Raw genomic sequence first — 25,819 nt, 5'->3', positions numbered from 1 at the left:
CGTGCCCACGGTTCGCGGGCACCTCGTGGCGTCACGCTAGTCAGGAGGTGACCTGAGCCACAACCGTCCCAGTCGCGTCGCCTACCTGTGCGAACGGACAGGTCGGGCACTGCCTCGCCGGTGCGTTTGTCGAAACCCGCCTGTTGCGCAGGTCACAGCGCTCCTAGGTTCGCCGTACAGCCACGGACGACACCCAGGAGGTCCACGCCATGCAAGTTGACGAGCTGCTCAAGCCGTTCCCGATCAAGGAGTTCCACCCCTTCCCGCGGGCGCTGATGGGCCCCGGCGGGCACGAGATGATCGGCCCGGAGGCGCTGAAGCTGGGTTTTCAGAAGACGCTGGTGATGACCTCCGGTCTGCGCGGCACCGACATCGTCCACAAGATCTGCGAGTCGATGAAGTACCACGGCCTCGAGGTGGTGCTGTACGACAAGGTCGAGTCCAACCCCAAGGACTACAACACGATGGACGCCGTCGCGCTCTACCAGGAGAACAAGTGCGACTCCTTCGTCTCCATCGGCGGCGGCTCCTCGCACGACGCCTGCAAGGGCGCCCGTGTCTCCGTCGCGCACGACGGCCGCAACGTCAACGAGTTCGAGGGCTTCAACATGTCCGAGAACCCGAAGAACCCGCCGCACATCGCCGTCTCCACCACGGCGGGCACCGGCTCGGAGACCTCCTGGGCGTACGTCATCACCGACACCACGACCGACCCCGACAACCCGCACAAGTACGTCGCCTTCGACGACGCCGCGGTGACCACGCTGGCCATCGACGACCCGGTGCTCTACTACGACTGCCCGATCGACTACACGGCCCAGTGCGGCTTCGACGTGCTCGCGCACGCCTCCGAGCCGTACGTCTCGCGGCTGAACTTCGAGCCGTCTCTCGGCAACGCGATCCGGGCGATCAAGCTGACCGCGGAGAACCTGCGCGAGGCCACCTGGAACGGTCAGGACCTTAAGGGCCGCGAGGGCATGATGTACGCCCAGTACATCGCCGCCCAGGCCTTCAACTCCGGCGGCCTCGGCATCATCCACTCGATCTCGCACGCGGTCTCGGCGTTCTACGACACCCACCACGGGCTGAACAACGCGATCGCGCTGCCGCGGGTGTGGGCGTTCAACATGCCCACGCAGTACGCCCGCTTCGCCGACATCGCCGAGGCGATGGGCGTCGACACCCACGGCATGACCAAGCCGCAGGCCGCGGACGCCGCCCTCGCCGCCGCGATCCGGCTGCTGCGCGACGTCGGCATCACCGAGAAGTTCACCGACGTCACCAAGGACACCTACTCGAAGAACCGGCTGGGCGAGGGCCCGACGAAGTACTACGAGGGTCGCGGTGTCATCAAGGGCGACGAGGAGGACGTGGACGCGATCACGAACCACGTCCTCGACGACGCCTGCACCCCGGGCAACGCCAAGGAGTGCACCTTCGAGACGGTGCGCCCCGTGGTCGAGCACTGCATGAACGGCGACCTGGACGACCTGCTCACCTGAGCACCCCGGACACCGGACCGGGTGGCGCGCGATCGCGTCGCCCGGTCCGGTTCGGGCCGCCAGCTCGTACGGAGGTCTCGACGCGCTCGCTGCTCGACCGCCTAGGCCCTCCGCGGGTGGTCGAGCCCGAACCGAGCGCTAGCGAGGGAGGACGTCGAGACCTCCCGCACCGACCCACCCACCGCCACCCCGGCAGGAGCACCGCGTGACCGACACCGACGACCCAGCCGCCGTCCACCCCGGCTTCACCGACGTCGCAGACGCCGCCCGACAGTTCCAGGACGCGGGCTACCTCACCGACGACCGGCTGGCCACGACCGTCTTCCTGCAGACCCGGATGAACAAGCCGGTGCTGCTCGAGGGCCCCGCGGGTGTCGGCAAGACCCAGCTGGCGACGAGCCTGGCCGAGGTCACCGGCCGGCGGCTGCTGCGGCTGCAGTGCTACGAGGGGCAGGACGAGACCAAGGCGCTCTACGAGTGGGACTACGGCAAGCAGATGCTGTACACCCAGATCCTGCGCGAGAAGATCGGCCAGGTCGTCGAGGACGCCGCCGACCTGGCCGAGTCGGTCGAGCGGATCGCCGAGCAGGACAGCGTGTTCTTCTCCGAGCGGTTCCTGACCCCCCGCCCGCTGCTGGAGGCGATCACCTCCGAGGAGCCGGTCGTCCTCCTCATCGACGAGGTCGACCGGGCCGACGAGGCCCTGGAGGCGGTGCTGCTCGAGCTGCTCAGCGAGTTCCAGATCTCCATCCCCGAGGTCGGCACGGTGCGCGCGAGGACGATGCCGTACGTCGTCCTCACCTCGAACAACACCCGTGACCTCTCCGCCGCGCTCAAGCGCCGCTGCCTCCACCTGTTCCTCGACTACCCGACCGCCGAGCGCGAGCTGGACATCATCCGGTCCAAGGACACCGGGCTCTCGGAGTCGCTGGCACGCCGGCTGGTCGACATCGTCCGGGAGCTGCGCGAGATGGAGCTGCGCAAGGCGCCGAGCATCTCCGAGACGATCGACTGGGCGCGCACGCTGGCGGTGCTCGGCGTGAACGAGCTGACCTCCGACGTCTTGTCCAGCACGCTCAACGTGGTGATCAAGTACGAGCGCGACCTCAAGCGCGCGGTCAGCGCCATCCCGCACCTCGTCGACCCCAACGCCGAGGTGCCCGACTCCCTCGATCACGGGCACGGTCACGGTCATGGCCACGGGCACGGGGCGGACCACTCGCACGACGACGCGGGCGACGCCGACGCCGGCGGTGCAGGAGGTCCGGACGGACGCGACGTACGGGCTCGGCGCGACGACCCCGGTCGTCACCCGGGGACGTACGGCGGCCCCGATGCCACCGGCTCGAAGCCGAAGTCGACCCGCTCGGCCGGCGGCGGACGGTCGGTGTCGGCCGGCCAGGGCTCGCGGTCCTTCGGCGGCGCCCGCAAGCGGCCGGTGTAGGGGGCGGGTCGTGGAGGGCGCGGTCCACCGGTTCATCCGGCTGCTGCGGCTGCACGGCGTACGCGTCTCGACCGCCGAGGCGCTGGACGCCATGCACGCGGTCGCCCAGCCCAGCGTGCTGGAGCAGCGCGAGGTGCTCCGCTCGGCGTTGTCGGTGAGCCTGGTCAAGGACCGTCGCGACGCCGAGACCTTCGACCGCGTCTTCGACCGGTTCTTCGGGCTGCGGGCGGTGCTCGATGAGCAGGTCGGGCACGGTCACGGGCACGACGACCTGACCGACGAGGGCGAGACCCAGGAGTTCACGCTCTCCGAGGAGCCCGGCGACACCCCGGAGGAGGGCCACTTCCACGGGGCGCCGGACGACATCAAGGACTACTTCGACCCCGAGGACCTGGCGCAGCAGTACAACCTGCACCAGGAGGCCAACAAGATCGACATGGCCGCCCTGACCGACGAGATCGTGCTGTCCAACGAGAGGACCGGGGACGACAGCGAGGACGCCGCGCGCGTCCAGATCACCACCAACCGCATGCACAACCCCGGCAACCCCGGCGAGCTGCAGACCAACCCCGGGATGGAGCTGGACACCGAGCTGACCGTCGCCCAGGAGATGGCGCTGCTGGCCTGGCTCGACGAGGTCGACCCCGACGACCAGCTCCTCGACGACGGCGACACCCTCGGCTCGCTGGCGGCACTGCGCGACCGGCTGGCGCCGTTCCTCGAGGGGCTCCCCGAGAAGCTCAAGCAGCACCTGGAGAGCCTGCTCGCGATGGAGCACGAGCTCGAGGAGCGGGAGGTCCAGGCGGCCCAGGCCGAGACCGTCGAGGAGCAGGAGCGCGCCGACCTCGAGGAGGCGCTGCGCCGGCTGCTGCGCAGCCTGCACGGCGCGCCGAGGCCGCGGCGCAAGGCCGCGGCGCGGGGCGTGGTCGACGGCGCACGGACGATGCGGGCGAACATGAGGTACGACGGCGTCCCGTTCCGGCCGGTGACGGTCAGCAAGGTGGAGGACCGCCCGCACCTGCTCGTGCTGTGCGACGTCTCGCTGTCGGTGCGCTCGGCCGCACGGTTCACCCTGCACCTCGTGCACAGCCTGCAGTCGCTGGCGTCCTCGGTGCGTACCTTCGCCTTCGTCAAGGACGTCGTCGAGATCACCGACCTGTTCTCCGAGCACCACATCACCGAGGCGCTGTCGCTGGTGATGTCCGGCCTGCCCGCCGGTGGGGTGCTCGACGTGGACGCCGACTCCGACTACGGCTCGGTCTTCGAGGACTTCCTCGAGGAGTACGGCTCCGCCGTCACGCGCCGCACCACGCTGGTCGTGCTCGGCGACGGCCGCGGCAACGCCCACGACCCGGGGCTGCGGCACTTCGAGGAGCTGACCCGACGGGCCCGGGAGACGGTGTGGCTCACGCCCGAGCCGAAGTACTCCTGGGCGCTGGGGCGCTGCGACCTGCCGTCGTACGCCGAGTACTGCGATCGTGTACAGGTGGTGCGCAACCTCTCCGGCCTCGACCAGGTCACGCTCTCCATGGCCGAGCCGAGCCAGTGAGCCTCGTCGTGATCGGCGCCGGACCGCACGCCGTCCCGCCACCCGCGCGCCCGATCGACCCGTTCGCGGCGCTCGTCGAGGGCGCGTACGTCGACGACCTCGTCGCCGTCCGCCCCGCCGGTGAGCCCGTACGAGGTGCCGTACGCGCGACGACCGCGCACTTCGACGTCGCCCGCGACGGCGGCCGTGTCGAGATCGGTCACCGGGTGCCGACGCACCGGCTGGACGACGACCTCGCCGGCCTGGTCGAGCACGAGCTGTTCGGCCCCGGCTGGCTGCGCGGCACCGACCTGTTCGAGCGGGTGCTCACCGGCCTGGTGCGCTCCAGCGACCCCGACCCGGACGCCGCGTGGGAAGGCTTCTACCGACACACCCTGACTCGGATCGAGGCGGTGCTGCACGACGGACCGGGCGGTCGGACCGCCGACGGGCACGGCTCGATCGCCGACTACGCGCCCGTCTACGAGCGGGCGGAGTCGCTCGTCGGGCCGGGGTCGGTGCTCGAGCTCGGCTCGTGCTTCGGCTTCCTCTCGCTGCGCCTGGCCGCGGCGGGGCGTCGTACGACGGCCTCGGACCTCTCGGCAGGCACCATGCGGCTGCTGGACCGGATCGCGCCGCGCCTCGGGGTGTCGCTCGAGTGCGGGGCCGCCGACGCCGCCCGCTACCCCGCGCCCGCGCGCTGCGCCGACACCGTCCTCGCGATCCACCTCCTCGAGCACCTCGAGCCCGACCACGGCGACCGCGTGGTCACCGAGGCGCTGCGCCTGACCCGGCGCCGCCTCGTCGTCGCCGTCCCCCTCGAGGACGTCGCCACCGAGGCGTACGGCCACGTCCGCACCGTCTCCCTGGACGATCTCGCCGCCTGGGGCGCGTCCTGCGCGGCGGCCGTGCCCGGGGCGTCGTACGAGGTCAGCGAGCACCACGGCGGTTGGCTCGTCGTGAACCGCTGACCGCGCAGCCGCTCGGGACGTCATACGAAGTGGCTGCCAGAGCGACCAGCTCGTATGACGTCCCCCGTCTGGTCGCGCGAGCGCGTGCTAGATGACGCCCATCTTCGACGCCTCGTACACCGCCTCGGCGCGGCGGGAGACCCCGAGCTTGCGCAGGATGTTGCCGACGTGGAACTTCGCGGTGGTCTCGGAGATGAACAGCGTGGCGCCGATGTCGCGGTTCGACAGCCCGCGGGCGAGCAGGCGCAGGACCTCGCACTCGCGCTCGGTGAGGTGGCGGACGTTCTCCTCGGCGGGGGCGTTGAGACCGCGGACCATGGCGGCGGCGGAGCGGGCGTCGAAGGCGGAGTCACCGCGGCTGACGTCACGGATCGCCCGGACGAGCGCGGAGGTGTCGACGTCCTTGACGACGTACCCCTTGGCGCCGGCGCGGATGGCCTGCAGGACGAGGTGCTCGTCGAGGAACGTGGTGAGGACGAGGACGCCGATGTCGGGGTGGCGGCGTACCAGCTCGGCGCACAGCTCGAGCCCCTCGGTGTCGGAGGACGAGGAGAGCTTCAGGTCCAGCAGCACGATCCGCGGCTGCGCCCGGCCGACGAGGACGAGCGCCTCGTCGGGCTTCGCCGCCTCGGCCACGACCCGCAGGTCGTCCTCGCGCTCGAGGATCGAGCGCAGCCCCTGCCGCACGATCCCGTGGTCGTCGACCAGCATGATGCCGATGACGTCGCGGTCCTGGGTCACTGCCGACACTGTTCCTCCTGGTGGTCCGGTCCGCTGAGCAGGTGGTCGATCAGGCCCGGCCGGACCGCCTCGGGCAGCGGCAGCGGGACGGCCATCTCGACACGTACGCCACCGAGCCGGGCCCGGCCGAACGTCACCGCGCCGCCGAGGTCGGTGATCCGGGCCTCGATGTTGACCAGGCCACGGTGCCGGCCGTTCACCGACGAGCCCCGCTCGATGCGCAGCTTGCGGTGCAGCGCGGCGGGGTCGCCGTCGCCGTCGTCGGTCACCGAGACGGTGAGCAGGTCGGCGGCGTACCTCAGGCGTACGACGGCCCGCGACGCGTGCGCGTGGGCGGCGACGTTGAACAGTGCCTCTCCGACGGCCCGCGCGATCTCGTGGTGGGCGTCGGCGCGCAGGGTGAGCTCCTCGCCGCAGCTGCGCACCTCGACCGACAGCTCGGGGCGGCAGTGCTCGGCCACCTCGCGGACCAGCGCGACGAGCCGCGGCGTCGTCTCGTCGTGGGCGCGGTGCAGCGCGTAGATCGCACGCCGCAGCTGCTCGACGGCCTCCTGGCTCAGCTGCTTGGCCGTCGCCAGCTGGGCGAGGATGCGCTCCCCCGCCTCCCCGAGGTCCGCGGCGTCGCCACGGGCCATCTCCACGGCCATGCCGGCCGAGAGGACGTACTGCGTGACGCTGTCGTGCAGCTCGCGCGCGATCCGGTGCCGCTCCGCGTCGACCACCTCGCGCTGGCGGGCCTCGGCCAGCCGCTGCTCGACGGCGCGCAGCTCGCCGGTTCGCCGCTCCAGGTCGCGAGCACGGGCCTGCGCCTCGTCGTAGAGCAGCTGGGCACGGCGGTGCAGCGCGGTGCCGGCCTGGTACTGCTCCGAGGTGTGCAGCGAGACCGCCGCCTGGTTGGCGAGGATGCGCAGGATCGCGTGGTCGTCGGGGTCGGCCTCGTCCGCGAGCCCGGGGATCGCGGCCAGCTCCCCGACCTGCATCCCCTCCAGCACGAGCGGCGCACGGACCCAGCCGGGCTCGGGACCCGTCCGAGTCTCGACCCCGGCCCGGATCGCGACCAGCTCCCGCCGGACCACGCTCGGCAGGTCGGCCTCCTCGTCGTACGCCGACCCGTCCGGCCCGACCACCAGGAACCGCGGCCGGGCGCCCGGCAGGCACCCGTCGGTCAGCGCGAGCATCGTCCACGGTGACGACAGGTGCTCGGCGGCGGCGCCCACGACCTCCTGGATCAGTCCCCGCGGCCCCTCGACGGTGCGGACGACGGCGCGGGAGATGGAGTCCATGGCGCGCACGGCGCGCTGGGTGCGCTCGTCGGAGCGGACGTACGCGCGGTAGTAGGACCGCTTGCCCGAGCGCACGCCGGTCAGCGCGGCCAGGTCGGGCCGCTGGAGATCCGTGTGCTGCAGATCGGTCACGGGCGCCTCACAGCGCCTCGCGGAACAGCCGCTCCATGTCGGTGGCCGACGCCGAGCGCGGGTTGGTCGCCAGGCAGGCGTCCTCGAGGGTCGTGCTGGCCAGCCTGGCGAGGTCGGCCTCGCAGACCCCGAGCGCGCGCAGGCCCTTGGGGACGCCGATGTCGTCGGCCAGGCGGCGTACGTGGTCGGCGAGGAGGTCGGCGGCCTCGTCGCCCGGCATGCCCTCCACGGACAGCCCCGCGACCCGGGCGAGGTCGAGGAACCGGTCGGGGGTGGAGCGCGCGTTGTAGCGGATCACGTGGGGCAGCAGCACGCCGTTGATCACCCCGTGCGGGGCGTCGAGCAGCCCACCGACCTGGTGGCTCATCGCGTGGGTGGCGCCCAGGATCGCGTTGGTGAACGCCAGCCCCGCCTGCAGGCTCGCCTGCGCCATCTTCGAGCGGGCCAGCTCCTCGGCCGGCGAGGTCATCGTCGTGCGCAGGTGGTGCGTGACCAGGCCGACGGCGTTGAGCGCGTGGGTGTCGGCCAGCGGGTTGTGCGCCAGCGACACGAAGGACTCGATGCCGTGGGTCAGCGCGTCCAGGCCGGTGGCCGCGTTGAGCCAGTCGGGCATCGTGACCAGCAGTCGCGGGTCGGTGATCGAGATGTCGGGCACCAGCGCGCGACCGAGGATGGTGATCTTCACCGACCGCTCGGTGTCGGTGACGATGCAGAACTGCGAGACGTCGGCCCCGGTGCCCGAGGTGCTCGGGATCATCAGCAGCGGCGGGATCGGGTCGACCACCTGGTCGACGCCGGCGAAGTCCAGGATGTCGCCGCCGTTGCCGGACAGGATGGCCAGCCCCTTGGCGGCGTCGATGCACGACCCGCCGCCGATCGCGATGATCACGTCCGAGCCGGTCTCGACGTATCGCCGGTGGGCCGCCCGGATCTCGTGGTCCTTGGGGTTGGGGGTGACGTCGGTCCACACGACCGGCTCGAGTCGTACGTCGCGCAGCAGCCCGACCAGCTCGTCGACCCACCCCGCCTCGACGATCCCCGGGTCGGTCACCACGAACGGTCTCCGCGCGCCGAGACGACCCGCGGCGAAGCCCGCCTCACCGAGCGAGCCCGGCCCGAAGACGATCTCCGGGGCGTGGAACTTCACCAGCGGGTCCGCCGCGCTCGCCTGCTCCGTCGCGACGTGCGGCCGCTGCGCGGGTGGTCGAGGGGGGAGACCGTCGGTCACGGACTCCTCGCGCACGGTGGTCGTCACGAGTTCCTCCGAGGTGGCTGTCTCCTCACCCTAGTGGGCGAGGTCACATCCGGGTAGACGCCGGGTGCTCGTCGGTCTCGTCTCAGCGTCCCGACTCCGGCGAGATGGTCCCGCGCACGGCGCTGACCCGGTCGCACGGGAACCCGCCCTCCGCGGCGTGCTGCTCGATCTGGGCGGGGTCGTCGGCCTCGTAGACGCAGTACAGCTTGTCGTCGGTGACGTACGACTCGACCCAGGCGATGTCGTCCATCCCCGCGAGCACCTCGTTCGACTTGGCACTGATGTCGTGCAGCTCCTGCTCGGAGAGCGATCCGGCACCGGGAAGGGTGCGCTCGACGACGTAGCGGTCCATGGCTGTCTCCTCGCGTGGGTCCGGCCCGGAACGGGCGCCGAGTCGCCGGCACCCCGTGGCCTGCGGCCAGCCTAGGAGTGGCACCGGTCACACGGACCGGTCACGCAGCGAGGCCCCGACCTGTCCGGTCGGACAGGTCGGGCGTCACTCGGCTCCGCCGGTCGCGGCGACCACCGAGCCGTTGAGCGCGGCGCCGTCGTACGAGCAGCAGAACGCGATGGTCGCCGCCACCTCCTCGGGTCGCAGCGGGCGACGCAGCAGCTGCCGGGCGACGAGGGGCTGCACGTCGTCGAGGGCGTACGACGCCGCCGTCGCACGCAGCATCGCGGTGTCGGTGGAGCCGGGCGAGACGGCGACGGCGGTGACCCCCGTGCCGACGAGGTCGGCGGCGAGGCCGCGGACGACGCCGACGACGGCGTGCTTGGCCGCGTTGTACGCCGCCAGCCCGAACAGCCCCTTCTCCGCGGCCAGCGAGGCGACCGCGACGAAGCGGCAGCCCGACGGGTCCGGCCCGGCGAGCATCCGAGGGACGCAGGAGCGCGCGACGTGCCACACGCCGGCGACGTCGACCGCCCACAGCGTGTCGAGGTCGGCGAGCGGGGTCTCCCAGGCGGGCGTACCGCCGGACATCACCGCCGCGGCGGCGACCGCCACGTCGAGACGACCCCAGCGCTCGACCGCCCGGGCGGCGGCGCGCTCCACGGCCGCGGGGTCTCGTACGTCGGCCACCACCGTCTCGACGGCGTCGCCGAGCGCCGCCAGCTCCTCGAGCTCCGCACGCGTGGCGAGGTCGTAGCCCACACCGGGCAGGCCGTGTTCCTCCCCCGACGCGACGTCGACCGCGACGACCCGCAGCCCACGCTCGACGAGCAGCCGCACGGTGGCGGCGCCGATGCCACGGCCGGCGCCGGTCACCAGCGCGACGCGCTGCTCCGAGGCGTTTTCGCTCAAGCCGGGACGTCGCCCAGCACGCGCAGGAAGCCGTCCGGGACGAGGACGTCGTCGCGCCGCAGGTCGCCGATGTCGGTCTTGCCGAGACCGAGCAGCGCGGAGTCGATGCCGCCGCGCAGCACGTCGAGGACGTTCTCCACCCCGGCCTGGCCGTTGGCGGCCAGGCCCCAGAGGTACGCCCGGCCGATCATCACCGCGCGCGCCCCGAGCGCCACCGCCTTGACCACGTCGCTGCCGCGGCGGATGCCGCCGTCCATCACGACCTCCACGTCCTCGCCGATGGCGTCGACGACCGACGGCAGCATCCGGATCGCGGCCGGCGTGCCGTCGATGTTGTTGCCACCGTGGTTGGACACCGAGACGGCGGTGACGCCGGCGTCGCGCGCTCGGTGGGCGTCGTCGACCCGGGAGAGGCCCTTGAGCATGAACGGGCCGCCCCACTCCTTCGCCATCCAGGCCACGTCGTCCCACGACGGCGGCGGGGTGCCCATCCACTCGCCGTACGCCCCGAAGAAGGTGGGCGCGGGCTGGGCGTCCACCGGGATGTTCGGCGTGGTCAGGTCGGGCAGCTGACCCGAGCGGGCGAAGTCCAGCAGCCAGCGCGGCCGGCGCAGCACCTCGGGCGCGAAGGTGAGCATCGTCTTGACGTCGACCTTGTCGGGGATCGACGGGCTGCCCCAGTCGCGACCGTGCGAGAACGACCAGTCGAGGGTCGCGATCAGCCCGACGCAGCCGGCCGTGCGGGCCCGGTCCATGCGCTGGGCCATCGTGTCGCGGTCCCCCATCCAGTACATCTGGAAGAAGGTCTGGGGGTTGGCCGCGACGACGTCCTCGACCGGCTTGCTGGCGAAGGAGCTCAACCCCATCGCGGTCCCCCGCGCCGCCGCGGCCCGGGCGACCGCCACCTCGCCGTCGGGGTGGACGGCCTGCACGCCGGTCGGGGAAATGATCACGGGCATCGAGATCTGCTGGCCCATGACGCTGGTGCTCAGGTCGTGCTGGGAGGTGTTCCCAGCGACGTGCGGCGCGAACCCGAGCTCACCGAAGGCGCGCAGGTTGTCGTCGTACGTCGAACCGCGCTCGGAGCCCGCCAGGAGCGCGGAGTACACCGACGGGGGCAGCCGCTTCTTCGCCCTGCGCTGTGCCTCCAGCACCGTCTCGAACCAGTCGTTCGCCATCGTGTCCGCGCCCTCTCCCTCGCTGCGTGCCGTGAGTGCCGAGGTTAGGGGTGAGCGCCGACACACGGCCACTGCCCGTCCGGAGGGGCGGGTACCCACCGGCCGGCCGACGACGGTCTCGCCGTCGCCCGCGTGGCTCCCTAGCCGAGACGGGCGTACCGCTCCAGCCGGTCTCGGAGCCGGTCTCGGGGATCGACGCGGACGAGCACGGCGAGCTCGTGCTGGAGCACCAGAGCCAGCCGGTCGCAGAAGACCTCGGCGTCCTGCCCGGCGTCCGCGGGCTCGGCGACGACCCGGTCCACCACGCCCAGGTCGAGGAGGTCGCGGGTGGACACCCGCTGGGCGGCCGCGACCTCCGCAGCCCGCCCGACGTCACGGTGCAGGATGGCGGCCGCGCCCTCCGGGGGCAGCGGTGAGAGCCATGAGTGCTCGGCCGCGACGACCCGGTCGGCCGGCAGCAGGGCGAGCGCCCCGCCGCCGGCACCCTCGCCCAGCATCAGGCACAGCGTCGGCGCCTCGAGCACGACGAGCTCGGCGAGGCACCTCGCGATCTCACCCGCCAGGCCTCCCTCCTCCGCAGCACGACTGAGCTCGGCACCCGCGGTGTCGATGACGCTGACCAGCGGCAGACCGAGCTCTCGGGCCAGGGACATGCCGCGGCGCGCCTCGCGCAGCCCGGCCGGACCCAGCGACGTCGTGCCGCTCTGGTGCCGCCGGTCCTGACCGAGCACCACGCACGAGGTCGTGCCGAAGCGGGCCAGGCACAGCAGCATCGTGTCGTCGACCTCGCCCTGCGCCGTGCCGCTCAGCGGGATGACCACGTCGGCCGCCCGCCGGAGCAGGTCGCGGACCCCTGGTCGGTCCGGCCGGCGCGAGCGCTCCACCGACTCCCAGGCGTCGGCGGTCCCGAGGTCCTCGAGCGGCAACCCGGGCGGTACGGGCACGACCTCCCGCGGAGCCATCAGCACGTCGAGGACCTGGCTGGCGACCTGGGCGAGGTCGTCGACCTCGATGACCGCGTCGAGGAGACCGTGGGCGAGGAGGTTCTCCGCCGTCTGCACGCCCTCCGGGAAGGGCCGGCCGTGCAGCGCCTCGAAGACCCGTGGCCCGAGGAAGCCGACGAGAGCGCCCGGCTCCGCGGCCGTGAAGTGACCCAGCGAACCCCAGGAGGCGAAGACGCCGCCGGTCGTGGGGTGGCGCAGGTAGACCAGGTACGGCAGCCCCGCCCCGCGGTGCGCGGTGATCGCCGCGGCGACCTTGACCATGCCGAGGAACGCCGGGGTCCCCTCCTGCATCCGGGTGCCCCCCGAGCAGGGAGCCGCGACCAGCGGCAGGCCCTCGCGGGTCGCCCGCCGCACCGCGTCGTGGAGCCTCGCCGAGGCGGCGCGCCCCATCGAGCCGCCCAGGAAGCCGAACTCGCTGGCGACGACGGCGACCGGTCGGCCCGAGACGGTGCCACGGCCGGTGATGATCGACTCGTCCGTCCCCGCCCGCGCGCGGGCGGCGGCGAGCTCTGCGGCGTACGCCGACCCGGGTTCGGCCGGCTCGTCCGCCTCGGCGTCCCAGGAGACCCACGACCCCGCGTCGAGGACCCGGTCGATCAGCTCCTGGGCGCCGAGGCGTCGGCTCACGGCGCGGTGTAGCCGGTGGGCTCGTCGCCCAGGTCGACGATCGCGGCCACGGGGCCACCGCCGTCGGGGCCCTGGTGGGCCGCCGAGACCGACACGAACACGGCGGGGTCCCCGGTGACCGAGGCGGTCACACCACCGACGGCCGCCTTGATCTGGCGGTGCCAGTGCACGTCGGAGTCGTCGAGCATCGCGTTGCGGCGACCTCGGACCTGGCCGTCCTGCGAGGTCTCGCACTTGAGGAACACGTTGACCAGCCGGCCCTGGAGATCGCTCGTGCGAGGCCGCTCGGGCAGGTCGAGACCGGCGTCGCGGATCGCGTCCCAGATGCCGTCCGCGTCGAGGGCGTCGTCCATGACCGAGTGTCCGATGCGGAAGCGACCGCCGATGCCCGTCGCGTTGCCGACGACCACGACCTGGGCCCGGTCGAGCTCGACGCCGGAGGAGCACGAGGCGACCGAGGAGAACAGCGTGCGGTCCTTGAGCACCTGCTCGTCGCTCGGCATGTCGATCTCGCCGAGCGCGACGGCGATGCCGAGCGCGGTGCCGCCGTTGGACACGTCCATCGAGTAGAGCGTGTCCTCGGTGAACACGTCCTTGCCCCGCGACTTGGCGTCCTCGATGGTGGAGAGCGTCAGCAGCGGGGTCTTGGTCTGCACGTAGTGCACGTCGCCCGCATCGGAGATGCCGGCCCGCTCCATGGCGACCTTCACCGCGTCGGCGACCTTCGAGACCATCGCCACCCGTCCGATGTCCTCGGGCTGGAGCACCTCGCTCATCGCGAAGCCGACGCTGAGGCGCGGCTCGTCGACCGGCTCGGCGTCGGTGGTGGCGAAGATCGTCGCGTGGGGGCTGATCACGCCGTCGGTCCCACCCGACCAGACGATCGGGATCTCCTTGACCTGCTCGGCGTCGGCGCCCCGGCTGACGAGCGCCTCGCGGAAGGCTCGGTCGGCGAGGATGCGGGTGTAGTCGTTGACCCCGCCGTTGCCCTCGGTCTTGCCGATGATCGCGATCACGCGCTCGGGTGCGAGGACACCGTCGTCGATGAGCTCGAGGAGCCCGCTGGCGTCGGTCACCGAGTGGATCGGGACCTTGCGTACTTCGATGGCGCTGGGCATGGGTTCCTCCGTCTGTGGTGGCTCTCGGGTCGTGTCGCACGTCGGCGACGGGTCGGCTCCGCCTCATCCTCCCCACGGCGGGCGGCACGGGGTACGTCGCACCTCCCCGGGCCGAACCGGAGGGTTTTGGCAGGTGTTGCCAGCAGAGCCGGCACCGGGTCGCGACCGCCCGGTCGGCATCGCCCGCCGGGCAGAGGTTGCCCACGAGGCACGCAAGCCTTGTCAGACATGGCCATAGGGCGTCGCGGAGCGCCGGTCGTAGCGTCCCTGGCATGGCTGAGAATCCCACCGGTCCGCTCGCCGACGTGCTCGTGCTCGACATGACGCGGGCCCTGGCCGGCCCGCACGCCGCCATGATGCTCGGCGACATGGGCGCACGGGTCGTCAAGATCGAGTCCCCGGCCGGGGACGACACCCGGTCGTGGGGACCGCCCTTCGTCGGGCCGGAGGACGATCGCCAGTCGACGTACTTCCTCTCGGCGAACCGCAACAAGGAGTCCATGGTCCTCGACCTCAAGCAGGCGGCGGACCAGGACGTGCTCGCCCGCCTCGTCGAGCGGGCCGACGTCTTGATGGAGAACTTCCGCGTCGGGGTCCTCGACCGCCTCGGCTTCTCGGTGGCCCGCCTGCACGAGCTCAACCCGCGCCTCGTCGTCCTCTCGATCACCGGGTTCGGCCACGACGGCCCCGAGGCCCGGCGCGCCGGCTACGACCAGATCGCGCAGGGCGAGGGCGGGCTGATGTCGATCACGGGCACCGCCGGGCCCACCAAGGTGGGGGTCCCGATCGCGGACCTGATCGCCGGCATGAACGGCGCCTACGGCGTGGTGACCGCGCTGCACGAGCGCGAGCGGACCGGCCGTGGTCGCGTCGTGCGTACGAGCCTGCTGGCCGGCATGGTCGGGGTGCACGCCTTCCAGGGGACCAAGTGGACCGTCGCCGGCGAGGTGCCCGGCCTGGCTGGCGACCACCACCCCTCGATCGCGCCGTACGGGATGTTCGCCACCGGTTCGGCCCCGATCCAGATCGCCTGCGGGTCCGAGGGCCTCTGGCGCCGGCTGTGCGAGGCCGTCGGCTGGGACGCGACCCAGGAGGGGCTGGCCACGAACCCCGAGCGGGTCGCCCACCGCGATCACCTCGTCGCGCGGATGGAGGACCTGTTCGCCACGGAGCCGGCCGAGCACTGGCTGCAGCTGCTCGAGACGGCCGGGGTCCCGGCGGGCAAGGTCCGCACGATCGACGACGTCTACGCCTGGGAGCAGGTGCACTCGCAGGGACTGCTGATCGAGGTGGACCACCCGACGCTCGGCGAGGTCCGGCTGCCTGGTTCGCCGTTGCGCTTCGACGACAACAGCCACAGCGGCGGCCGCGCGGAGCACGTCGCCCCGCCGACGCTGGACCAGCACGGGCCGGCGATCAGGCGGTGGCTGGACGACTGAGCGGGCGGGCGACCGGCAGCGGTCCGCTCGCGGCAACCCCGCTCAGCGGCTGCCGCTGCCGCTGCCGACGGAGTCGACCCGCGGGGTCGCACGGTGGTCGGCAGAGCGCGCCGGGCGCCGGAGGTCGCCGACTCAGCCGGGCAGGATCGCCGTGCCGACCGTCCCGGTCACCGCGTCGGTGATCCGGTCCAGGCTGGTGATCACCGACCGGCCGCCGCCCTGCTCGACGAACCGGCAGGCGGCGTCCACCTTCGGCCCCATCGATCCCGAGGCGAAGTGCCCCTCGGCAGCCAGGGCACGCATCTCGGTGACCGTCACCGTGCCCACCTCGCGGGCCTGCGACGTCCCCCAGTGCAGCACCGCGTGCGGCACGTCGGTCGCGATGACGAGCACGTCGGCCGCCACCGATCGCGCCAGGAGCGCGGCGCCGAGGTCCTTGTCGATCACGGCCTCGACGCCCTGCAGGCGCCCGTCGGACCCGCGCACGTGCGGGATGCCGCCTCCACCGTTGGCGATCACCACGAACCCGGCCGCGCACAGCGCCAGCACCGCCTCGGCGTCGAGGATCTCACTCGGCTCGGGCGAGGCGACCACGCGCCGCCAGCCCCTCTCGCCGCGGTCCTCCCAGGTCTCGCCGTGCTCGACCAGGAGCCGCGCCTCCTCCGCGGGAAGGTAGCGTCCGATCGGCTTCGCGGGCGAGGCGAAGCCCGGGTCGTCGCGGTCGACGAGCGTACGGGTCAGCACCGCCGCCGCTCTCCGGTCGACACCACGCGCGTCCAGGGCCGCCTCGAGCGCGTCGACCAGCACGAACCCCAGCGTGCCCTGCGTCTGCGCACCGCACCAGTCCAGCGGGACCGGCGGCACCACCGCCGCCGCGAGCTCGTTCTTCACCAGCAGGTTGCCCACCTGGGGACCGTTGCCGTGCGTGACGACGACGTCCACGTCGTGCTCGAGCAGCTCGGCGACGGAGGACATCGCCACCTGTGCGGCGGCGATCTGGTCCTCGGGCCGAGCGCGACCGTCCGTGCTGGTCATGGCGTTGCCGCCGAGGGCGAGAAGGACTCTCATCGTGGTGCGCCTTCCAGGAGCATGGTCAGGGTGCGGGTGCCGACCGGCAGCCCGTGCCGGTCGTAGTAGGCGAACATCGCCGAGAGCGGGGCCGGTGCGCTGTCCTCGACCCGGACGGCACGGACGCCCGCCTCCTCGGCGAGCTCACGCACCGAGGCGATCCGGCTCGCCAGCTCGTAGGTCGCGCCCTCGTGGCCGGGCTCGACGAGCACGGTGGCGGCGGCCTCCCCCACCTCGTCGAGGTCGGCCAGGCCGAAGACCCGGTCGACGTCGTAGGGCACCTCGACGTCGGCACCGAGATCGAGGTTCTGCAGGTACGCCCCGGGCTGCAGGATCGTCCAGGGGAGCCCGGAGCGGCGGACCACGTCCTCGGAGACCGCCTTGCCCAGGTGGTGCGGCATCTGCGGGACGTACGGCGAGGCCACCGAGTGGTAGACCACCCGACCGACCCCGGCCCTGGTCAGCGCGGCGAGCGCCTCGGTGACGTACGCAGGCTCGTCGGGGTGCAGGTTCGGCGCGATGAGGTACGCCGCGTCGCAGCCCGCCAACCGCTCGGCCAGCTGCGGCCCGTCGGCGCGGCCGAGCAGGCGGACCGCGACTCCGCGGCGCTCGAGTGCGGCCGCCACGGAGCGACCGGTCTTGCCGTGGCCGCCGAGGATGCCGACTCTCATCGCAGCAGATCGACCTCGGCGTGGGCCGCGCCCCCTGCCAGCTGGGCGTAGCCCGGGCCTCGGTCGAAGAAGGCCTCCGACGGCGCCGGTCGCGACGCGCGCTCCGCCGCCGTGGCGGCCGGGTCGTGGTCGAGCGTGTCGTCGGCGAGCGAGCCGGTGAGCACCACGCCGTAGTCGGCCAGAGCCGCAGCCGGCGAGACCTTGCGCCACACCACGTCGCGCACCACCGTCGCAGGGTCGCGCTCGAGCGGTGAGCCCCAGCCGCCACCCCCGGTCGTCCGGATCCGGATCACCTCACCGGCCTGCACCGGCTCGTCGTCGGCCAGGGCGTCGACCTCGCGCTCGCGCGGACCGCCCGGGTCGATGGTCACCTGGAACGGCTTGCCCGCCAGCCCGCCCTTCACGCCCCAGCAGGCCAGGATCGAGCGGTCGGCGATGGACATGAAGTGGCCGTCCTTGAGCATCCGGATGTGCTTCTCGTAGCCCAGGCCGCCACGGAACCTGCCCGCACCGCCGCTGTCCGTCGCGAGGGTCAGCGCCTCGACCCGGAAGGGGAACCGGGCCTCGGTGAACTCCGTCGGCAGGTTGCGCGAGTCGGGCACGACGTGGATGGTGTCCTCCCCGTCGGCGTAGTAGCGGCCGCCGGAGCCGCCTCCGAGCACCTCGCGCATCAGGTACGGCCTGCCCTCGTGGTCCTCGCCGTACACGCCGGTGTACCGGATCGTCTCCTGGTCGGCCGGCATCCTGCCGTCGACCGCCTTCGCGACCACCCCCGCGAGCACGCCGAGCAGGCGCAGGATCACGAACGTGCGTGCGTTCGTCGGCGCCGGGAAGACGGGGGTCAGCAACGTGCCCGGCGGCGGGAAACGCATCTCGATCAGCGGCACGATGCCCTCGTTCACGTCGAGCTCGGCCATCCGCTCGGGAGTGTCGGCGAGGTTGCGCAGGATCGGGGCCAGCCACTTCTTGAGGAAGACGCCGTCGCTGTGGTCGCCGCAGTGGTTGATCGGGCCCTTCGCCTGGGCGCTCGTGCCGGCGAAGTCCAGGATCAGCCGCTCGCCGTCGGGGTCCTCGGCCGAGGTACGGGTCAGCGTGATCCGCTGGGTGTGCAGCATCGGGTCCTCGACGCCGTCGTGCTCGGCGTAGTCCTCCCACGTCCAGGTGCCGACCGGGATCTTGCCGAGGATCTCACGGCGGTACGTCTCGGTGGTGCGGCTGATGATCGCGTCGAAGCACGACTCGACGGTCTCGACGCCGTAGCGGTCGAAGAGCTCGCCCAGGCGGCGTGCACCCATCAGGCAGGCCGAGCACTCGGCGTCGAGGTCGGCGGCCAGCGAGTCGGGCATCCGCGAGTTGCGGGTCATGATCGACAGGGCGGCACGGTTCGGCACGCCGGCGTCCCACAACCGGATCGGCGGGACCATCAGGCCCTCCTCGAACACGCTCGTCGCGTGCGAGGGCATGGAGCCGGGCACGGCGCCGCCGATGTCGTCGTGGTGGCCGAACGCCTGGACGAATGCGACGACCCGGCGCTGCCCGTCGGCCACGGTGGCGAACACCGGCACCGTCACGCACAGGTCGGGCAGGTGGCCGATGCCGCCCTCAGAGCGGTAGACGTCGTTGTGGAAGAAGACGTCGCCCTCGCGCATCTCCTCGATCGGGAAGTCTCGGGCCACCGGGTGCACCAGCGCGGAGTAGGAGCGTCCGGTAAGCTTGCGCAGCAGACGGTCGTGGATGCCCGCGCGGAAGTCGTGGGCGTCGCGGATCATCGGGCTGCGGCTGGTGCGGCCGATGGCCGTCTCGACCTCCATCTCGACGCTGGCCAGCGAGCCTTGGACGATCTCGACGAGCACCGGGTCGGCGCTCGCACCGGCGTCGGCGGTGAGGTGGGCGAAGGGGAACTCGGTCGGCGCGCGTCGGCTGGCGGTGGGGCTGGGGTTCTGTGCGGTGCTCACTGGTCTGTCTCCCGGGTCACGATGATGTTGAGGTACTCGTCGACGCGGGCGGTGAAGCCCGGGTGCAGCGGCACGGTGGAGCCGAACTCCTCGATGATCGCCGGGCCGTGCACCACCGAGCCGGGTGCCAGCTCGGGACGCCACAGCACGGGGGTGTCGACGTAGCCGTCGGCGGCGTCGAAGCAGACGCCGCGGCGGCTCCTCTCCGGGGGCAGGGTGCCGTCGCCGAGCTCGTGCCGGGCGATCTCCGGACGCTGGATCGGGCCGATGCCCGAGACTCGCAGGTTGACCCACTCGACCTGCTGGGAGGCGTCGGCGGAGAAGTCGTAGCCGTAGAGCGCACGGTGCTCGGCGTGGAAGCGGTCGGCCACCTCGGCGAGCACGGCCGCGTCGACCGGTCCGTCCGGGACCGCGACGCGCACCTCGAATGCCTGGCCGAAGTACCGCAGGTCGGCGGTGCGCACGAACTGGTGCTCGGCCTCGACGAAGCCCTCGGTGCTCAGGGCGCCCGCAGCCTTGACGGTGAGCGCGTCGAGGGTCTGCCCGACGTCGGCGGGGTCCAGGGCCTCCTGGAGCGCGACGTGGGTCTGCACGTAGTCGTTCTTCACGTCGACCGTGAGCAGCCCGAAGGCCGAGACGTTGCCCGGGTTGGGCGGCACCAGCACGGCGCGCAGCCCGAGCACGTCGACCAGCCGGCACAGCAGCAGAGAGCCGGAGCCACCGAAGGTCGTCAGCGTGAAGTCACGGACGTCGAGCCCCCGCTTGACCGTCACCTGGCGCAACGCGTTGGCCTGGTTCCACGCCGAGATCTCGAGCACGCCGGTCGCGCAGGCCTCCGGGGTGAGCCCCAGCTCGCCGGCGAGGGCCTCGATGCCCTTGGCCGCCGCCTCGGTGTCCAGCGGGATCTCGCCGCCCAGCAGGTGCGGGGGGATCCGGCCGAGGAAGACGTGCGCGTCGGTGATCGTCACCTCGGTGCCGCCCTTGGCGTAGCACAGCGGGCCGGGATCGGCGCCGGCAGAGTGCGGGCCGACCTTGAGCGTGCCCTCGGGCGACAGCCACGCGACCGAGCCGCCGCCGGCACCGACGGTCACCACGTCGATCATCGGGATCTTCGACGGGAACGCTCCGACCGAGCCCTCCGTCGTCAGTGTGGGCTCGCCGTCGATCACCACCGAGACGTCGGTCGACGTACCACCGCCGTCGGAGGTGAGGACCTTGTCGAAGCCCGCGACCTGGGCGATCATCGCGGCCCCGAGCGCACCGGCGGCGGGTCCGGAGAGCACCGTCGTGATCGGCTGGTGCACGACCTCGTCGGCGCTGAGCACTCCGCCGTTGGACTTCATCACGTAGAACGGGATCTCGCGGTCGTCGTAGGCGCTCAGTCGGGTCTTGATGTTGGTGACGTACGCCGAGAGCCGCGGCTTCACGGCGGCGTCGACCAAGGTGGTCATCGCCCGCTCGTACTCGCGGTACTCGCGCAGCACCGCGCTGCTCAGCGAGACCGTCGCTGCGGGGTGCTCCTCGCGGATGATCTCCAGGACGCGGTCCTCGTGGGCCGGGTTCGCGTAGGCGTGCAGGAAGCAGACGCCGAGCGTGTCGATGCCCTGGTCACGGAACCAGCGCACCGCCTCACGGGCTCCCGCCTCGTCGAGCGGCCGCACCTCCTGCCCGTCGACGTCCATGCGGCCCTCGACGCCCTTGACCAGCTCGCGCGGCACGATCCGGTCCGGCTTGACCCAGAAGTAGGAGTTGCCGTACCCGTCGGGGACGGACTGGCGCGCGATCTCGAGCATCGACTCGTAGCCGGTGTTGGTGAGGAACCCGAGCCGGTCGACCTTGCCCTCCAGCAGCTGGTTCGTCGCCACGGTCGTGCCGTGGCTGACCGCGTCGATCGTCTCGCCGCCGGCGCCGAGCAGCCCGAGCACCTTGTCGATCCCCGCGAGGAAGCCGTCGGCCGGGTTGCTCGGCGTCGAGGGGGTCTTGGTGGTGACCAGCTCGCCGCTGCTCTCGTCGAAGGCGACGACGTCGGTGAACGTCCCGCCGGTGTCGATGCCTATCCGGATGTCCCGCGCTGTCGCCATGTGCTGAAGTCAAGCCCACCCCCGAGCCCGCATCCACGGCAGAAGTTGCCTACGGGAGGGCCCTTCTCGGGCAGGTCATGCCAGGGCCGACTCCAACGCGGCGGCCGCTTGGAGCAGGAACCGGTCGCGGCCGTGCGCGGCGACCAGCTGCAGCCCGACCGGAAGGCCCGTGGCCGTGCGCCCGAAGGGCACCGACACCGCCGGGCAGCCGGTCACCGTGATCAGGTAGGCGGCGCGCATCCAGTCGAGGTAGGTCTGCATCGGCTCGCCGTCGATGTCGCTCGGGAACTCCTGGTCGGCCGGGAACGGGGGCACCTGCGAGACCGGCAGCACGAGGAGGTCGTGGGTCTCGAAGAAGACCCGCATCCGCTCCGAGAGCATCGTGCGACCGGCGTACGCAGCGGCCACGTCGGCACCGGTGAGCGGAGCCCCGGCGTCGATGTTGTCGGCGAGAGAGGTCTTCAGGGCACCGGGGTGCGCGGCGTGGAGGGCGCCGAGCTTGGCGTGCAGGTGCCACGCCCGGAGCGTGCGGAACACCGCGTCACCGGCGGCCAGGTCCGGTTGCTCGTGGACGACCCGCGCCCCGGCGTCGCGGAAGGTCCCGGCGCTGCCGGCGACGATCTGGGCCACCTCGCGGTCGACCGCGATGGTGCCTGCGAGATCGGGCGAGAGCGCCACCCTGAGCCCGTCGAGGGAACCCCCGAGCGGGGCGGCGAACACCGACCCGGGGTCCCCGAGCGCCTGCGGCGCCCGTGGGTCCGGACCGGCCATCACCGAGAGCAGCAGCGCGAGGTCACCGACGTTGCGCGCCATCGGCCCACCGACCGAGGTGGTCTCCCACTGGTTGTAGTGCGGCCACTCCGGCACCCGCCCCAGCGACGGCCGCAGCCCGACCACGCCGCAGAAGGACGCCGGGTTGCGCAGCGAGCCGCCCATGTCCGAGCCGTCGGCGAGCGGCACCATGCCGCTGGCCAGCGCGCACGCGGCGCCCCCGCTGGACCCTCCGGCCGACCGGGTCGGGTCGACCGGGTTGAGGGTCGTCCCGAAGACGGTGTTGAAGGTGTGCGACCCGGCGGCGAACTCGGGGACGTTGGTCTTCCCGATCACCACCACCCCGGCGGCACGCACGCGCTCGACGATCAGCTCGTCCTGCTCGGGGACGTTGTCGGCCATCAGCGGCGAGCCGTACGTCGTGCGCCAGCCCGCGACCGCGTGGGTGTCCTTGAACGCGAACGGCAGGCCGTGCAGCGGCCCGGTCGGCCTCCCCGCGGCCAGCGTGCGGTCGGCCTCGGCCGCCCCGGTACGGGCCCGCTCCTCGTCGAGCGAGACGATCGCGTTGAGCTCCGGGTTGCGCTCGGCGATGCGGGTCAGGTGCAGGTCGAGCAGCTCGCGCGCGGAGATCCGCCGCTCGGCGACCGCGGCCGCCTGCTCGCGAGCGGTGGAGTCGACGCCGACGTCGTCGCTCAACGCTGCCGACCGACCCGGGAGCCGACGATCACTCCGACCAGCACCAGCGCGGCGCCGGTCCCGACACCCTTGAGGAAGTCGGCCGAGGATCCCACGGACGATGCCGCGGCGCGCTTCGCCGGTGGCGTGAACGTGGTCGCCGGCGCGGCCGCGTCTGGCTGCGTGGCCACGGGGGCCGCGCCTGCGCCCTCGGGTGCGCCCGCGGCCTGCGGTGCGCCGATCGCGCCGGCGACGTTGCCGAAGAACTCGGCGGCCATCCGCTTCGAGACGCTGGTCAGCATCCGCTGTCCCACACCGCCCACCATGCCGCCCACGGTGGCGTCGGCCTGGTAGTCGATGCGGGTGCCGTCCTCTCCCAGGTCGGCGAACGCGACCTCGACGCTGGCGTCGATGGTGCCCGGCGCCCCAGCACCCTTGAGCTTCATCACCAGCGACTCGCGCTCCACGAGGTCCTGCAGCGCGCAGGACCCGGCGTAGGTGCCCTTGATGGAGGCGACACCGGCGGTCACGGTCATCGCGTACTCGTTCTCACCGGTCGTCTCGAGCCGCTCGCACCCGGGGATGGTGCTGACCAGCACGCGGGGGTCGAGCAGGGCGTCCCACACCTGCCCCACGGGGAAGGCGAGGGTGTTGGACCCACTGATCTTCATGCGGTGTGCTCCTGTCGCAGGGTGTACAGCTCGGAGGGGGAGATCGGCATCGCGGCGATGGACATCGACGGTCGCGAGTGCCGCTCGGCGTCCTCGATCGCGGAGGCGATCGCCGCGGCGGTGGGGATGACACCGGCCTCGCCCGCACCCTTGATGCCGAGCGGGTTGAGGGGGGACGGCGTCTCCAGGTGGTCGACATCGATGCCGTCGGGGATCTCGGTGACGTAGGGCATGAGGAAGTCCATGAAGGAGGCGTTGAGCAGCTGCCCCGACTCGTCGTAGGCCATCTTCTCGTAGAGCGCTCCGCCGATCCCCTGGGCGACGCCGCCGTGGATCTGTCCCTCGACGATCATCGGGTTGATGATCGTGCCGCAGTCGTGGACCACGGCGTACTTGAGGATCGTGATCTCGGCGGTGCGCGGGTCGGTCTCGACGATCGCGGCGTGCATCCCGGAGGCGAAGGTCGCCCGGTCCGGGCTGTAGAAGTCCCTGCCCTCCAGGCCCGGCTCGTCGTCCTCGGCGACCGGCGGCTTGCCCGGGTCCCCCACGGAGAACTGGGTGGCCGCCTGGGAGGCCTCGTCGAAGGCGTAGCGCAACGGGTTCGAGAGCACCGAGACGGTGCCGAGGTCGATCGCGCTGGACGGCGCGCCCTTGACCGACACGACCCCGTCGACGATCTGGAGGTCGGACTCGTCCACCTCGAGCGCGTCCGCGGCGACCTTGAGCGCCTTCTCCTTCGCGCGCCTCGCCGCGAGGTGCACCGCGGAGCCGCTCATCACCGCGGCACGGGAGGCGAAGGTGCCGACCGAGTAGGCCATCCGCCTGGTGTCGCCGGAGACGACCTCCACGTCCTCCATCCGCACGCCCAGCTCGTCGGCGACCAGCTGGGCGAACACCGTGGCGTGGCCCTGGCCCTGAGTGGTCAGGCCGATGGCGACCTTGACCTTGCCGGAGGTCTCGATGTGGACGTGGGCGCCCTCGTACGGCCCGACGCCCGTGCCCTCGACGTAGCAGGCCAGGCCGATGCCGACCTCGCGCCCCTGCGCCGCCATCTCCTGCTGGAAGGCGGGGAACTCGTCCCAGCCCACCAGCCGCTTCAGCTTCTCCAGCGAGGCCGGGTAGTCGCCGGAGTCGTACACCAGCGGCCGCCCGTCCTGGAACACCAGCTGGTGGTCGTAGGGGAACTCCTCCGGCTGGATGAAGTTGACCGCGCGCACCTCGGTGCGGTCCTTGCCGAGGTAGTCCGCGATCGCGTCCATCGTGCGCTCCATCGCGAAGCAGCCCTGCGGACGACCGGCGCCGCGGTAGGGCGTGACGATCACGGTGTTGGTGTAGACCGAGTCGAAGCGGACCCGGTAGCTGCCCGGCTTGTAGGGCCCGAGCAGCTGCGTCGAGGTGATGATCGGGACGATCAGCCCGTACGGCGTGTAGGCGCCGTTGTCGTGCCAGAACCGGACGTCGAGCCCGACCACCCGTCCCTCGTCGTCGAAGCCGACCTCGATGTGCTGCTCCTGGCCGCGCTCGTGGGCGGAGGAGATGAAGTGCTCGCGCCGGTCCTCGGTGAACTTCACAGGCTGGCCGAGGACCCGCGCCGCCATCGGCACCAGCACCTCCTCGGGCCAGGGGTGGTTGATCTTGACGCCGAAGCCGCCTCCCACGTCGGGGGTGATCACGTCGACCTGCCCGAGGTCGAGGCCCATCTTCACCGCGACCGCGGCCCGGACCCCGGTCGAGGTCTGCGTCGAGGTCCACAGCTGGAGCCGATCGGTGTCGGGGTCCCAGCGGGCCACCGTGGCCCGGCCCTCCATCGGCATGCACGCGCTGCGCTCGATGCTGAGGTCCAGCTCGAGGCGGTGCGCAGCGGCGGCGATCGCGGCGGGCGCGTCGCCGACCCTCTGGTCGAGGTGCGCGGCGACGTTGCCCGGCACGTCGTCGTGGACCAGGTGCTCGGCGCGACGTGCGGCCTCGACGCCGACGACGGCAGGCAACGTCTCGTAGGAGACGCGGATCAGGGCGACGGCGTCCTCGGCCAGGTAGCGGTCCTCGGCGACGACGAAGGCGATCGCCTCGCCGACGTAGTTCACCTCGTCCCTCGCCAGTGCGAACTGGGTGCGCCCGTGCGTGAGCGCCGGGTGCGGGATCAGCAGCGGGAGCGGCTCGGCCATCGGCCCCTGCAGGTCCTCGTAGGTCCACACGGCGTGGACGCCCTCGGCGTCGAGGACCGCCTCGACGTCGATGTCGAGGATCCGCGCGTGGGCGTGCGGAGACCGCAGCACCGCGGCGTGCAGCACGCCGGCGCCGCTCGCGGTGACGAGCACGTCGTCGGTGTAGCGCCCCTGCCCGCGCAGGAAGCGCTGGTCCTCGACCCGCTGGACCTTCTGCCCCATCAGCTTGGTGGTCAC

General features: G+C 72.3%; 20 protein-coding genes. 5 read left to right on the top strand and 15 right to left on the bottom strand.

Translation table 11 applies throughout. The annotated features are described in order from the left end of the window. Positions 1-209 precede the first annotated feature (209 nt). The 4 genes from mdo to mftM all read left to right on the top strand — a co-directional run bounded on the left by mdo (position 210) and on the right by mftM (position 5,445). Positions 210-1,502 carry an NDMA-dependent methanol dehydrogenase gene (gene mdo, locus IEX42_RS14770; RefSeq protein WP_188780453.1) on the top strand — a complete coding sequence of 431 codons (1,293 nt, stop codon included), beginning with the start codon at positions 210-212 and terminating at the stop codon, positions 1,500-1,502. Positions 1,503-1,707: 205 nt separating this feature from the next. Beyond that, a complete protein-coding gene (locus IEX42_RS14765) occupies positions 1,708-2,946 on the top strand; it encodes an AAA family ATPase (protein WP_229660888.1) in 1,239 nt (412 codons plus the stop codon). Between the two features lie 10 nt (positions 2,947-2,956). After that, the gene (locus IEX42_RS14760) at positions 2,957-4,495 is read left to right on the top strand and encodes a VWA domain-containing protein (RefSeq protein WP_188780452.1); all 1,539 of its coding nucleotides are present in this window, start codon (positions 2,957-2,959) and stop codon (positions 4,493-4,495) included. Continuing rightward, entirely contained in the window at positions 4,492-5,445 is a 954-nt protein-coding gene (mftM, locus tag IEX42_RS14755) for a mycofactocin oligosaccharide methyltransferase MftM (protein WP_229660887.1), read from the top strand. The genes IEX42_RS14760 and mftM overlap by 4 nt, the downstream gene beginning before the upstream one ends. Before the next feature lie 87 nt (positions 5,446-5,532). Here the strand turns inward: mftM and IEX42_RS14750 are convergent, their stop codons facing one another. From IEX42_RS14750 to bar, 8 genes are all read right to left on the bottom strand, one after another. Further along, on the bottom strand, positions 5,533-6,186 hold the full coding sequence (locus tag IEX42_RS14750; protein ID WP_308422238.1) for a MadR family response regulator transcription factor: 654 nt from the start codon (positions 6,184-6,186) through the stop codon (positions 5,533-5,535). Then, the gene (locus IEX42_RS14745; protein ID WP_229660886.1) at positions 6,183-7,601 is read right to left on the bottom strand and encodes a MadS family sensor histidine kinase; all 1,419 of its coding nucleotides are present in this window, start codon (positions 7,599-7,601) and stop codon (positions 6,183-6,185) included. Before IEX42_RS14745 ends, IEX42_RS14750 begins: the two co-directional genes overlap by 4 nt. A gap of 7 nt (positions 7,602-7,608) precedes the next feature. Next, the gene (locus tag IEX42_RS14740) at positions 7,609-8,856 is read right to left on the bottom strand and encodes an iron-containing alcohol dehydrogenase (RefSeq protein WP_229660885.1); all 1,248 of its coding nucleotides are present in this window, start codon (positions 8,854-8,856) and stop codon (positions 7,609-7,611) included. An 82-nt stretch (positions 8,857-8,938) separates the two neighbouring features. Further along, the gene (locus IEX42_RS14735; RefSeq protein WP_188780451.1) at positions 8,939-9,208 is read right to left on the bottom strand and encodes a DUF4242 domain-containing protein; all 270 of its coding nucleotides are present in this window, start codon (positions 9,206-9,208) and stop codon (positions 8,939-8,941) included. Positions 9,209-9,352: 144 nt separating this feature from the next. Beyond that, positions 9,353-10,159 (bottom strand): mycofactocin-coupled SDR family oxidoreductase, encoded by an 807-nt coding sequence (locus IEX42_RS14730; RefSeq protein WP_188780450.1) that lies wholly within the window; start codon positions 10,157-10,159, stop codon positions 9,353-9,355. Continuing rightward, positions 10,156-11,337, bottom strand: coding sequence for a pre-mycofactocin synthase MftD (mftD, locus tag IEX42_RS14725; protein ID WP_188780449.1), 1,182 nt, complete (start codon positions 11,335-11,337; stop codon positions 10,156-10,158). The genes IEX42_RS14730 and mftD overlap by 4 nt, the downstream gene beginning before the upstream one ends. A 140-nt stretch (positions 11,338-11,477) precedes the next feature. Further along, positions 11,478-12,968, bottom strand: a complete 1,491-nt coding sequence (locus IEX42_RS14720) for a carboxyl transferase domain-containing protein (protein WP_188780448.1) — start codon at positions 12,966-12,968, stop codon at positions 11,478-11,480. Beyond that, the gene (gene bar / locus IEX42_RS14715) at positions 12,965-14,086 is read right to left on the bottom strand and encodes a barbiturase (RefSeq protein WP_188780447.1); all 1,122 of its coding nucleotides are present in this window, start codon (positions 14,084-14,086) and stop codon (positions 12,965-12,967) included. The genes IEX42_RS14720 and bar overlap by 4 nt, the downstream gene beginning before the upstream one ends. Before the next feature lie 272 nt (positions 14,087-14,358). On the opposite strand from bar, the gene IEX42_RS14710 reads away from it, so the two are divergent. Continuing rightward, on the top strand, positions 14,359-15,525 hold the full coding sequence (locus IEX42_RS14710; protein WP_188780446.1) for a CaiB/BaiF CoA transferase family protein: 1,167 nt from the start codon (positions 14,359-14,361) through the stop codon (positions 15,523-15,525). Between the two features lie 132 nt (positions 15,526-15,657). Here the strand turns inward: IEX42_RS14710 and IEX42_RS14705 are convergent, their stop codons facing one another. The 7 genes from IEX42_RS14705 to cutA all read right to left on the bottom strand — a co-directional run bounded on the left by IEX42_RS14705 (position 15,658) and on the right by cutA (position 25,819). Continuing rightward, positions 15,658-16,593, bottom strand: a complete 936-nt coding sequence (locus IEX42_RS14705; RefSeq protein ID WP_188780445.1) for a carbamate kinase — start codon at positions 16,591-16,593, stop codon at positions 15,658-15,660. Beyond that, a complete protein-coding gene (locus IEX42_RS14700; RefSeq protein ID WP_188780444.1) occupies positions 16,590-17,264 on the bottom strand; it encodes an SDR family oxidoreductase in 675 nt (224 codons plus the stop codon). The genes IEX42_RS14705 and IEX42_RS14700 overlap by 4 nt, the downstream gene beginning before the upstream one ends. Beyond that, entirely contained in the window at positions 17,261-19,219 is a 1,959-nt protein-coding gene (locus IEX42_RS14695) for a hydantoinase B/oxoprolinase family protein (protein ID WP_188780443.1), read from the bottom strand. The genes IEX42_RS14700 and IEX42_RS14695 overlap by 4 nt, the downstream gene beginning before the upstream one ends. Next, positions 19,216-21,300: a hydantoinase/oxoprolinase family protein gene (locus tag IEX42_RS14690; protein WP_188780442.1), complete on the bottom strand. Its 2,085-nt coding sequence runs from the start codon at positions 21,298-21,300 to the stop codon at positions 19,216-19,218. The genes IEX42_RS14695 and IEX42_RS14690 overlap by 4 nt, the downstream gene beginning before the upstream one ends. A gap of 75 nt (positions 21,301-21,375) precedes the next feature. Beyond that, positions 21,376-22,767: an amidase gene (locus IEX42_RS14685; protein WP_188780441.1), complete on the bottom strand. Its 1,392-nt coding sequence runs from the start codon at positions 22,765-22,767 to the stop codon at positions 21,376-21,378. Next, on the bottom strand, positions 22,764-23,417 hold the full coding sequence (locus IEX42_RS14680) for an SRPBCC family protein (RefSeq protein WP_188780440.1): 654 nt from the start codon (positions 23,415-23,417) through the stop codon (positions 22,764-22,766). The genes IEX42_RS14685 and IEX42_RS14680 overlap by 4 nt, the downstream gene beginning before the upstream one ends. Next, on the bottom strand, positions 23,414-25,819 hold the full coding sequence (gene cutA / locus IEX42_RS14675) for an aerobic carbon-monoxide dehydrogenase large subunit (RefSeq protein ID WP_188780439.1): 2,406 nt from the start codon (positions 25,817-25,819) through the stop codon (positions 23,414-23,416). The genes IEX42_RS14680 and cutA overlap by 4 nt, the downstream gene beginning before the upstream one ends.

The sequence above is a fragment of the Marmoricola endophyticus genome (assembly GCF_014644415.1).
GTDB lineage: Bacteria > Actinomycetota > Actinomycetes > Propionibacteriales > Nocardioidaceae > Marmoricola > Marmoricola endophyticus.
Note: the sequence above shows the minus strand (reverse complement) of the source record. Positions and strands in the feature narration are given on the sequence as shown.

Bases quoted from the DNA above. Each gene is read 5' to 3' on its own strand.
- IEX42_RS14735 (WP_188780451.1), bottom strand. From the start codon at position 9,208: ATGGACCGCTACGTCGTCGAGCGCACCCTTCCCGGTGCCGGATCGCTC.
- IEX42_RS14690 (WP_188780442.1), bottom strand. From the start codon at position 21,300: ATGGCGACAGCGCGGGACATCCGGATAGGCATCGACACCGGCGGGACG.
- IEX42_RS14680 (WP_188780440.1), bottom strand. From the start codon at position 23,417: ATGAAGATCAGTGGGTCCAACACCCTCGCCTTCCCCGTGGGGCAGGTG.
- IEX42_RS14705 (WP_188780445.1), bottom strand. From the start codon at position 16,593: ATGAGAGTCCTTCTCGCCCTCGGCGGCAACGCCATGACCAGCACGGAC.
- IEX42_RS14700 (WP_188780444.1), bottom strand. From the start codon at position 17,264: ATGAGAGTCGGCATCCTCGGCGGCCACGGCAAGACCGGTCGCTCCGTG.
- bar (WP_188780447.1), bottom strand. From the start codon at position 14,086: ATGCCCAGCGCCATCGAAGTACGCAAGGTCCCGATCCACTCGGTGACC.
- IEX42_RS14710 (WP_188780446.1), top strand. From the start codon at position 14,359: ATGGCTGAGAATCCCACCGGTCCGCTCGCCGACGTGCTCGTGCTCGAC.
- mftD (WP_188780449.1), bottom strand. From the start codon at position 11,337: ATGGCGAACGACTGGTTCGAGACGGTGCTGGAGGCACAGCGCAGGGCG.
- mdo (WP_188780453.1), top strand. From the start codon at position 210: ATGCAAGTTGACGAGCTGCTCAAGCCGTTCCCGATCAAGGAGTTCCAC.